This window comes from Microtetraspora niveoalba (assembly GCF_001570405.1).
GTDB lineage: Bacteria > Actinomycetota > Actinomycetes > Streptosporangiales > Streptosporangiaceae > Microtetraspora > Microtetraspora niveoalba.
Genome location: NZ_BBYM01000008.1, coordinates 239718 through 249967, shown reverse-complemented (window position 1 = coordinate 249967; position 10250 = coordinate 239718). Strand labels below are relative to the sequence as shown.

Annotated in this window: 10 protein-coding genes; 4 read left to right on the top strand and 6 right to left on the bottom strand. The window is 70.9% G+C overall.

The features are described from left to right. The 5 genes from ptsP to AWQ70_RS08995 form a co-directional block, all read right to left on the bottom strand. Positions 1–1584: phosphoenolpyruvate--protein phosphotransferase (gene ptsP / locus AWQ70_RS09015; protein WP_067172682.1), on the bottom strand; the 1584-nt coding region annotated here is incomplete at its 3' end. 2 nt (positions 1585–1586) lie between these two features. Next, a complete protein-coding gene (locus tag AWQ70_RS09010) occupies positions 1587–1844 on the bottom strand; it encodes an HPr family phosphocarrier protein (protein ID WP_067172679.1) in 258 nt (85 codons plus the stop codon). Between the two features lie 179 nt (positions 1845–2023). Next, positions 2024–2470 (bottom strand): PTS sugar transporter subunit IIA, encoded by a 447-nt coding sequence (locus AWQ70_RS09005; RefSeq protein ID WP_067172676.1) that lies wholly within the window; start codon positions 2468–2470, stop codon positions 2024–2026. 32 nt (positions 2471–2502) lie between these two features. Continuing rightward, positions 2503–2739 carry a PTS sugar transporter subunit IIB gene (locus AWQ70_RS09000; protein WP_067172672.1) on the bottom strand — a complete coding sequence of 79 codons (237 nt, stop codon included), beginning with the start codon at positions 2737–2739 and terminating at the stop codon, positions 2503–2505. Between the two features lie 34 nt (positions 2740–2773). Further along, positions 2774–3808 (bottom strand): SIS domain-containing protein, encoded by a 1035-nt coding sequence (locus tag AWQ70_RS08995; RefSeq protein ID WP_067172670.1) that lies wholly within the window; start codon positions 3806–3808, stop codon positions 2774–2776. Between the two features lie 160 nt (positions 3809–3968). Between AWQ70_RS08995 and AWQ70_RS08990 the strand changes: the two genes are divergently transcribed. The 3 genes from AWQ70_RS08990 to AWQ70_RS08980 all read left to right on the top strand — a co-directional run bounded on the left by AWQ70_RS08990 (position 3969) and on the right by AWQ70_RS08980 (position 6794). Beyond that, on the top strand, positions 3969–4709 hold the full coding sequence (locus AWQ70_RS08990; protein ID WP_245646853.1) for a GntR family transcriptional regulator: 741 nt from the start codon (positions 3969–3971) through the stop codon (positions 4707–4709). Positions 4710–4750: 41 nt separating this feature from the next. Further along, on the top strand, positions 4751–6121 hold the full coding sequence (locus AWQ70_RS08985) for a PTS transporter subunit EIIC (protein ID WP_067172663.1): 1371 nt from the start codon (positions 4751–4753) through the stop codon (positions 6119–6121). A 199-nt stretch (positions 6122–6320) separates the two neighbouring features. Beyond that, complete coding sequence (locus AWQ70_RS08980) at positions 6321–6794, top strand: Rv3235 family protein (RefSeq protein WP_067172660.1); 474 nt, start codon at positions 6321–6323, stop codon at positions 6792–6794. A 108-nt stretch (positions 6795–6902) separates the two neighbouring features. On the opposite strand, the gene secA is transcribed toward AWQ70_RS08980, so the two are convergent. Next, positions 6903–9719 carry a preprotein translocase subunit SecA gene (secA, locus tag AWQ70_RS08975; RefSeq protein ID WP_067172657.1) on the bottom strand — a complete coding sequence of 939 codons (2817 nt, stop codon included), beginning with the start codon at positions 9717–9719 and terminating at the stop codon, positions 6903–6905. Positions 9720–9924: 205 nt separating this feature from the next. Between secA and AWQ70_RS08970 the strand changes: the two genes are divergently transcribed. Beyond that, positions 9925–10203: an HGxxPAAW family protein gene (locus tag AWQ70_RS08970; RefSeq protein WP_067172654.1), complete on the top strand. Its 279-nt coding sequence runs from the start codon at positions 9925–9927 to the stop codon at positions 10201–10203. Positions 10204–10250 lie beyond the last annotated feature (47 nt).

Genomic DNA, 10250 nt, shown 5'->3' with positions numbered 1-10250 from the left:
CTCGTCCACCGTGTGCGCGGCGAGCGCCGCGCGCACCCGGGGCAGCGCGGGAGCGGCCATGGAGAGCGACGTCACGCCCAGGCCGACGAACACGCAGGCCAGGGCCGGGTCGGCGGCCGCCTCCCCGCACACGCCGCAGTCCCGGCCCGCTCCGGCGGCCCCGGACGCCGTCAGCGCGACGAGGTCCAGCACGGCGGGATGCCACGGGTCCTGCAGCCCCGCGAGTGCCGCCGCCTCCCGGTCCGCGGCGAGCGTGTACTGGGTGAGGTCGTTCGTCCCGATCGAGAAGAAGCCGGTGACCGAGGCGATGTCGGCGGCGCGCAGGGCCGCCGACGGGATCTCGATCATGACCCCGGCGGACGGCAGTCCCGCCGCCCGGCAGGCGTCGCCGAACCAGGCGGCCTCCTCGGCCGTGGCGACCATCGGCGCCATCACCTGCACCCGCGCCGAGGTGCCCTTGGCGGCCCTGGCGAGCGCTTCGAGCTGCGCGGCCAGGATGTCGGGGAAATGGCGGAACATCCGTACCCCCCGCTCGCCGAGAGCGGGGTTGGGCTCCGGAGCGGGCGGCGGCAGGAAGTCGAGCGGCTTGTCGGCCCCGGCGTCGAGGACCCGGACGATCACCCGGCTGCCCGAGAACGCCTCGAACACCGCGTGGTAGGCCTCCTGCTGCTCCTCCCACGTCGGAGGGTCCTCCCGGTCCAGGAAGAGGAACTCGGTCCGGAACAGGCCCACGCCCTCAGCGCCCGCCGCCAGGGCGGGCGCGATGTCGGCCGGCCCGCCCACGTTCGCGAGCAGCGGTACGGCATGGCCGTCGGCGGTGGCGCCCGCCCCGGAGGCGGTGGCGATGAGCGCCTTCTTCTCCGCCGCCCGCACCGCCCGGGCCACCTCTTCCTCGTCCGGCGACAGCCGTACGACACCGGTCGTCCCGTCGACCAGCAGCGGCGTCCCCGGCGGGATCGCGCTCGCCCCGGCGCAGCCCACCACGGCGGGAACGCCCAGCGCGCGGGCCAGGATCGCGGTGTGGCTGGTCGGCCCGCCCTCCTCGGTCACGAACGCCGCCACCGTCGCGGGGTCCAGCAGGGCGGTGTCGGCGGGGGCGAGGTCCCTGGCCACCAGCACGTACGGCTCGGCGGGGTCGGCGGGGAGGCCCGGCAGCGCCAGGCCCTCCAGCGTCGCCACGGCCCGGTCCCTGATGTCGTCGAGGTCGGCGACCCGCCCGGCCAGGTAGCCTCCCGCCCCCGCCAGCAGGTCCCGATATCTCGCGAAGGCGTCGAAGATCGCGCGGGAGGCGGCGACGCCCTGGTCGATCAGCTCGGCCACGCCGGCGGCGAGTCCGGGGTCGCGGGCCATCATGGCCTGCGCGGTCAGCACGTCCCGCGCCTCGCCGCCCGCGCGGTCGCCGCGCGCGGCGAGATCGGCGGCGACCCGTTCCAGGGCTCGCTCCGCCCGCCGCAGCTCGGCCCGCGCGTCCCCGCCGTGACGCGCCGCTCTGTGCGGCTCGGGAATGTCGCGCACCAGCCGGTGCGCCGGGCCGTAACCGGCGCCCGGGCTCACGCCCACGCCGGCCAGCCGGTCCGCGTACATGCTCAGGACGCCGAGGCGATCTCGGCGAGCCGGTCCAGGAGTTCGTCCGCGCCCTCGGCGTCGGCGCTGATGACGATGGTCTCGCCCTGGCGCACGTCCAGGGCCAGCACCGACAGGATGCTCTTCGCGTTCACCGGCGGGACGCCGAACTTGGCGACGGTGATGTCGAAGGGCGCCTGGGCCGCGGTTTGCACGAACGTCGCGGCGGGGCGGGCGTGCAGCCCGACTTCGGACATGACGGTGACCTTGCGCTCGGCCACGGTTCCTCCTCTTCTGCCGGGGGTTTCCCGGGTGTCTTCTCTCGGATTCCCCCGGATCGTCGGGGTTCTCCCACGCGGATTCTGCTCGGTGCCGGCGCTCCGCCACCACCCGGGTCCCCCGTCGGCACTCAATTACCCGGCGAACCGGCCGTTCACGACCCCCGCGCCGACGGCTGTGTTCAGGACCATTGGAACAGCTCGTCGCCCGCGCCGACGCCGCCTCTGACCTCCCCGTTGACCGCGCCGGCCGCCGCGTCCAGGGCGACCACCGGACAGATCGGCGACCGCCCGCCCGCCTCGACCGCGGCCGGGTTCCAGAAGAGCACCGGCTGGCCGGCGTCGACCCGGTCCCCCTCGGCGGCGAGCGGCCGGAAACCCTCCCCTTTGAGCTGGACGGTGTCGATGCCGAGGTGCACGAGCACGCCCCTGCCGTCGTCCCCCATGACGATGTAGGCGTGCGCGCGCAGCTTGACGATCGTCCCGCTGATCGGGGCGACGGCCTGGCCGGGCTCGCGCTGGGGATCGATCGCCGATCCCGGCCCGACCATGGCCTGGGAGAAGACCGGGTCAGGCACGGCCGCCAGACCGATCGCCGTCCCCGCCACCGGGGCGAGAACCGTCGTCACGACGCCCCCTCCTGTCCGGCCCGGCCCCGGCGTCAGCCCATGATCTCCTCGATGTCGCTGGCGATCGTGTCGGCGTCGGGGCCCACGACGACCTGTACGACGTTGCCCGCCAGCATCACGCCGTGGACACCCGCCGCCCTGAGGGCACCCTGGTCGACCTTGGAGGCGTCGTACACCTCCGTCCGCAGCCGCGTGATGCACGGCTCGATCTCGATGACGTTGTCCACGCCGCCGAGCGCAGCGATGATCGCCCGGACATCTGCCGCCATGTCGGTCCTCCTCGATATGCGTGCTGTGCGCAGGCTAATCGGTCTGCGTGACCTTGTTCAGGCCCCGCGGGGAGTCCGGGTCGATGCCGAGCCGGCGGGCGAGCGCCTCGGTGAGGAGCTGACCGGGGACGATGAGGCCCATCGGCGCCACCCATTCGGGCAGATCGGGGCCGTTCAGCGCGGCGGTGGCCGCCCCCGCGAGCGCCGCCCCGCCGCCGACGCCGAACGCGGAGGCGCCCGCGCCGGTGACCCGCTCGGCCAGCGCGACCGTGCCGGGCAGCGTCGGCCCCTCTCCGGCCGCGACCAGGATGGCCGGGGTGTCCTCGTCCACGACCGCGATCGGCCCGTGCAGCAGGTCCGCGTACGACAGGCCCATGGCGTGCAGGTAGCAGGCCTCCTTCAGCTTGAGCGCGAGTTCGAGCGCGGTGGAGAAGGCGAGCCCCCGGCCGGAGACGACCACGCCGGGCTTGTCGGCGAGCCCCTCGACAACGGCGGCCAGGTCGCCGGGGTCGTCGATCAGCTTCTCCACCGCGTCCGGCACCCGCTGCAGGTCGTCGGCGTTCACGTCGGCGCCGAGGCCCAGGGCGAGCACCGCGAGGGCGGCGAGCTGCGTGGTGTACGTCTTGGTGGCCGGGACCGCCTTCTCCTCGCCGGCCAGGGTGCACAGGGCCAGGTCGGCGACCTCGGCCAGCGGCGAGGCGGGGCCGCCGTTGGTGACCGCCACGGTCGTCGCGCCGCAGCTCTTCGCCCAGTCGAGCGTCTCGACGATCTCCTCCGTGCGTCCGGACTGGGACAGGCCCACCGCCAGCACGCCGTCCAGGTCGAGCCTGCGGCGGTAGGTGGTGGCGATCGACGGCGCGCCGAGCGCGCACATGCGGCCGGCGCGCGCCTCGATCAGATAGCGGCCGTACACCGCCGCGTTGTCCGAGGTGCCGCGCGCGACGAACAGGACCTGCCGGGTCTCCCCCGCGACCCGCCGCACCTCGTCCACCCGGGGCAGCAGGGCGTCAAGCGTGTCGCGGAGCGCGGCGGGCTGCTCGGAGATCTCGCTGCGCATCTTCGTCGTCATTTGGTGCCATCCTCAAATCCCGGCTTGGCGAGACCTTGCCGTTATCGATCCGTCTCTGGTCCGTACATTGACACACAATTCCAAGCTGTGGTCTAGTCCGGACTAGACCAGCACGAACCATAACGCAGCTGAGATGATCAGATCGAGAGGGGAGGGATCAGTGGCTCAGATCGATCCGGACAGCCCGGTGCCCAAGTATTTCCAGCTCCGGGAGATCCTTCTCGATCTCATCGAGAACGACGAACTGCCGATCGGAGCGGCGATCCCTTCCGAGCGCGAGCTGTGCCAGCGTTTCGGCCTCTCCCGCATGACGGTACGCCAGGCGGTCGACCATCTGGTGTCCGAGGGCCGCCTGCACCGCGTGCCGGGCAAGGGCACGTTCGTCGCCCGCCCGAAGATCGAGCTGGCCCTGCAGCTCACGTCGTTCAGCGACGACATGCGGGCCCGCGGCCTCACGCCCGGCTCGCGCGACCTGGACCGCCGCATCGTCCGGGCGAGCGCCCACCTCGCGCGCGAGCTCGGCATCCAGCCCGGCGACGCCGTCCACTTCATCGAGCGGCTCCGCACCGCCGACGGGGAGCCGCTCGCCATCGAGCGCGCCCACATCCCCGTCGCCCTCGCGCCGGACCTCGACTCCTACGACCTGTCGGGGCGCTCGCTGTACGCGCTGCTGGAGTCGCGGTACGGCCTGGTGCTCGACGCGGGCGAGCTCACGATCGACGGCGGCATCGCCGACCCGGGCGACGCCGACCTGCTCAAGCTGCCCCGGGGCGGGGCGGTGCTACTGCTCGCGAGGCGGTCCTTCGCCGGTGGGATGTGCGCCGAGCTGGGCGTCTCCACCTACCGGGCCGACCGTTACCAGTTGAGAACGCTTCTCGAGATCCCCGTCCGGCGTCCGTAGCGACCGCGATCCTCCCGAACCCCAGCCCTGGAGGAACACCGATGAGTTCACGCTCGGCCGAGACGGGATCGCCCGCCACGCCGTCCTCCGGTTCCGCCGTGATGGGCGTGCTGCAGCGTCTGGGCCGTTCCCTGATGCTGCCGATCGTCGTGCTGCCCGCGGCCGCGATCCTCAAGCGGTTCGGCCAGCCCGACATGCTGGGGTCGAACGGCCCCGCGCCCGGCGGCCTCGCGGACGTGGCGGGGTTCGAGTGGGTGGCCAACGTCGCCACCGTGCTGCTGAACGCCGGAGACGCGCTCTTCGACGCGCTGCCGCTGCTGTTCGCCGTCGGCGTCGCGGTCGGCTTCGCCCGCCGCTCGGACGGCTCGACGGCCGTCGCGGCGCTGGTCGGCTACCTGGTCTTCGACCGGGTGACCAAGGGCCTGTTCTTCCTGGCCCCGGCCGTGGACGCGGTGCACGAGCGGGTCGCGCACACGGTGGTCGGCCCGGACGGCGTGGCGCAGGACACGATCAACTGGTCGGCGAACAACCCGACCGGGGTGCTCGGCGGCATCGTCATGGGTGTCGTCGCGGCCCTTCTGTGGCAGCGCTACTACCGGATCAAGCTGCCCGCCTGGCTCGCCTTCTTCGGCGGCCGGCGGTTCGTCCCGATCGCGACGGCCCTGGCCGGGGTCGTGCTCGGCGTCGTCTTCGGCCTGGTCTGGGCGCCGGTCGGCGAGTGGATCAACGCCTTCGGCACGCTCCTCGCCGACAACAGCGCGATCGGCGCCGGCCTGTACGGCCTGGCCAACCGGCTGCTCATCCCGCTCGGCCTGCACCACATCATCAACTCGATCGTGTGGTTCCAGCTCCCGGGCTGCACGAACGCCGCCGGGGCGCAGTTCACCGGCGACCTGACCTGCTACCTGCAGGGCGCGGACGGCTTCGGCTCGTTCATGACCGGCTTCTTCCCGGTCATGATGTTCGGGCTGCCGGCGGCCGCGGTGGCGATCTGGCGCGCCGCGCCGGCGCACCGGCGCTCGGCCGTCGGCGGCATCATGATCTCCGCCGCGCTGGTCTCGTTCGTCACCGGCATCACCGAGCCGATCGAGTTCGCGTTCATCTTCGTCGCCCCGCTGCTGTTCGTGGTCCACGCCGTGCTCACCGGCATCTCCATGGCGCTCACCGCGTGGCTGGGGGGCCGTCTCGGGTTCGGGTTCTCCGCCGGCGCCACCGACGCGCTGCTCAACATCAGCAAGAGCAACACCCACCAGTTCTGGCTGGTCATGGGCATCGGTGTCGTCTACGCGGTGATCTACTACGTTGTCTTCAGCTTCCTGATCAAGAAGCTGAACTTCATGACCCCGGGCCGCGAACCCGAGCCGGACGTCGACTCCGGCGAGAGCGCGGAGCCGGTCCGCCCGCGCCCCTGATCCGGCCAGCCGAAACACCGCCCGGCGGGGGCCGTATCCGGGCGGGCACCGCTCCAACCGCGTGCCCCACCGGGGGGATGTCGCGCGCAAAGCGTCACATCGCCACCCCGCGCACCGGAAAGTTGGCGGCCTTCGTATCAACGCGCCGGGCCGGAATCTCTAGTAGTCGTCACTTCCGCCGACGAACCGGGGAGTTCCGATGCCCGAACCGACACCGTGCCCGATCCGCCTGCCGCGCCTCCTGCCCGTTCCCGCCGCCGATCCCGCGTACGAGGTGTCCGCCGCCGTGGACGAGCCGCCCCGGACGTACGGCTCGCTCGCGCTGGCCCGGGGCGGCGGGCCGCTCGTCCACGATCTGTCCGGCGCCGTTCCCGACGAGCGGCGGCTGCGCGGGCTCGGCCGGGCCATGGCCGAGATCCTCTGCGGACGCCGCCCGCCCGCCACCGTGCAGGACCGGCTCAGCGAGCGCGCGTACGGCGAGCTGATCCGGGCGGGGAAGATGATCGACGCCCCGCGCCCGCCGATGGTGGGCGCCCCGCACATCCAGCGGCCGGACGACGGGGTGCTGGAGATGTGCCTGCTCATCCACTGCGGGCCGCGTAGCCACGCCCTGGCCCTGCGTCTGGAGCGCCGCGGCGTCCAGTGGCTGGTCACCGACTTCGAGACCGCGTGAGGCCGCGTACGGGCGACAGGGGGCGCCCGGCGGGACGGACAGCGGTCGCCGGGCGCGAAAAGGGGAGGCCCCCGCCGTCTCCCGGCGGGGGCCTCCCCTCAGGCGCGGTCAGGCCTCGGCGCTCCTCGGGTCGCCGTGGCACCGCTTGAACTTCTTGCCGGAGCCGCACGGGCACGGCGAGTTGCGCTCCACGTTGCCGTACGCGGCACGCTGCTCGGGAGTGGACCGGACCCGGCTGACCTCCACGTCGCCGGTCTCGCCGGGCGCCGTGTAGACCATCTCGCTGGGCCGGGACGGCTGCCGCAGCGCCCGGGCGATGATCGAGCTCGCCTCGGTCACGGCGTCCCCGTGCTCGTGGTCGTGATCGTGGTCGTGCTCCTCGACGATCGGGTTGGCCTGGACCTCGACCTCGAGGTTGAACAGGTAGCCGGCCGACTCCTCCTTGATGCCGTCGAGCATCGCGGAGAACATCTCGAAGCCCTCGCGCTGGTATTCCACCAGCGGGTCCTTCTGCGCGTAGGCGCGCATGCCGATGCCCTCCTGGAGATAGTCCATCTCGTAGAGGTGCTCGCGCCACTTGCGGTCGATCACCGAGAGGATCACCCGGCGCTCCAGCTCGCGCATCGCCTCGGAGCCGAGCTCCTCCTCGCGCCGCTGGTACGCCTCGATCGCGTCGGCCTTGATCTTCTCGGCGATGAGGTCGGCGGTCAGGTCCTCGCGGTCGCCGCCCGCCTCCTGCACGAGCTGCTCGACGGTCACCGAGATCGGGTAGAGCTGCCCGAACGCCTTCCACAGCTTGTCGAGGTCCCACTCTTCGGCGAAGCCCTCGGCGGTGGCGGCCTTGACGTAGTCGTCGATCACGTCGGTGACGAACCCGCGGACCTGCTCGTGCAGGTCGGCGCCCTCGAGCACCCGGTGCCGCTCGGCGTAGATCACCTTGCGCTGCCGGTTCATGACCTCGTCGTACTTGAGGACGTTCTTGCGGATCTCGAAGTTCTGCTGCTCGACCTGGTGCTGGGCGGAGGCGATCGCCTTGGAGACGATGCCGGACTCGATCGGCACGTCGTCGGGGATGTTCAGCCGCGTCATGATCATCTCGACCCGGGCGGAGTTGAACAGCCGCATCAGGTCGTCCTCGAGCGACAGGTAGAACCGGGACTCGCCCGGGTCGCCCTGACGGCCGGAACGGCCGCGGAGCTGGTTGTCGATGCGCCGGGACTCGTGCCGCTCGGTGCCGAGGACGTAGAGGCCGCCGCTCGCGATGACCTCCTCGTGCTCGGCCTTGACGGCCTCCTTGGCCTTCTCCAGGGCCTCGGCGTACGCCTTCTCGTACTCGTCGGGGGTCTCGACCGGAGACAGCCCGCGCTGCTCGAGCTCCAGGGCGGCGCGGAACTCGGGGTTGCCGCCGAGCATGATGTCGGTGCCGCGGCCGGCCATGTTGGTGGCGACCGTGACCGCGCCCTTGCGGCCGGCCTCGGCGACGATCGTCGCCTCACGCGCGTGGTTCTTGGCGTTGAGCACCTCGTGCGGCACGCCCTGGCGCTTGAGCATCCGCGACAGCTTCTCGGACTTCTCGACGCTGGTCGTGCCGACCAGGACCGGCTGGCCCCGCTCGTAGCGGTCCTTGATGTCCTCGACGCACGCCTGGAACTTGGCGTCCTCGGTCTTGTAGACCACGTCGGCCTGGTCCTTGCGGACCATCGGCCGGTTGGTCGGGATCGGGACGACGCCCAGCTTGTACGTCTGGTGGAACTCGTTGGCCTCGGTGGCGGCGGTACCGGTCATGCCGCCGAGCTTGCTGTAGAGGCGGAAGTAGTTCTGGAGGGTGATGGTGGCGAGGGTCTGGTTCTCGTCCTTGACCTTCACACCCTCTTTGGCCTCGATGGCCTGGTGCATGCCCTCGTTGTAGCGCCGGCCGTGCAGCACGCGACCGGTGAACTCGTCGACGATCAGGACCTCGCCGTCGACGACGATGTAGTCCTTGTCCTTCTTGAACAGTTCCTTCGCCTTGAGGGCGTTGTTGAGGAACTGCACGAGGTGGGTGTGCTCGGGCTTGTAGAGGTTGTCGATGCCGAGCCAGTCCTCGACCTTCTCGACACCGGCCTCCAGAACGCCGACGGTGCGCTTCTTCTCGTCGACGACGTAGTCGCCGGTGCTCTCCTCGCCGTCCTTGCCCTCGGTGCCGCGGCGCAGCCTCGGCACGATCTTGGCGAACTCGGCGTACCACTTGCCGGACTGCTCGCCGGGGCCGGAGATGATCAGCGGGGTGCGGGCCTCGTCGATGAGGATGGAGTCGACCTCGTCGACGATCGCGAAGTTGTGGCCGCGCTGGACGCACTCCTCCATGGACCACGCCATGTTGTCGCGCAGGTAGTCGAAGCCGAACTCGTTGTTCGTGCCGTACGTGATATCGGCGTTGTACTGCTTGCGCCGCTCGTCCGGCGGCATGTTCGCGAGGATGACGCCGACCTCGAGGCCGAGGAAACGGTGGACGCGGCCCATGGTCTCGGCGTCGCGCTTGGCGAGGTAGTCGTTGACCGTGACGACGTGAACGCCTTTGCCGGAGATCGCGTTCAGATAGGCGGGGAGAGTACAGGTGAGCGTCTTGCCTTCACCGGTGCGCATCTCCGAGATGTTGCCCATGTGCAGGTTGGCGCCGCCCATGACCTGGACGTCGAAGTGGCGCTGGCCCAGGACCCGGCGGGCGGCCTCCCGTACGGTGGCGAATGCCTCCGGCAGCAGGTCGTCGAGCGACTCGCCGTCGGCATGACGCTGCTTGTACTCGTCGGTGAGGGCGCGCAGTTCGGCGTCGGACAGGCTCTTGAAGTCTTCTTCAATGGAGTTGACCTGCTCGGCGATCCGCTTGAGCTTACGCAGAGTCTTGCCCTCGCCGGCGCGAAGGATCTTGTCGAGAATGGCTGCCACTTTTAGTAAAGCTCCTCGCAGGTCTACCCCGGCGGATCCACCGGAGTGTGAGGACGAGACATACTTCCCCGCTGCCATCGTAGGCCGTTCCATCACCGGACACAGCCACCGGAGAGAGGACGGAGCGGCGTCATTACAACGGCTGAAGCCTCTCAGTCGTTCCCCGGCTCGCGTACCGACAAGGCCATCGGGTAGAAAACGGTGTATGGCAGAAAGCGCACATCAGGGCAGTCATGGCGGAAGCCCCAAGTCATGGCTCGCCGTCGTCATCATTCTCGCCGGCTTCACCGTCGGCGGTGTCGGCCTGACTCTCGGGCCGAGCTGGATCACATTCTGGGTCGGCGCGGGTCTCTGCGCGATCGGCGGTGTGGTCGCCCTTCTCGTCGACATCTTCTCCGACGTGATCATCGACGCCCCGCGGGTGATGCCTGAGCGGGAGCACCGGTCGCCGTTCGAACACCACGAGCTGACGACCCACCACTGATCCAGCCCTGCACACCGTCGTAAGCGTTTTGTCGGTCACAGCGTCTA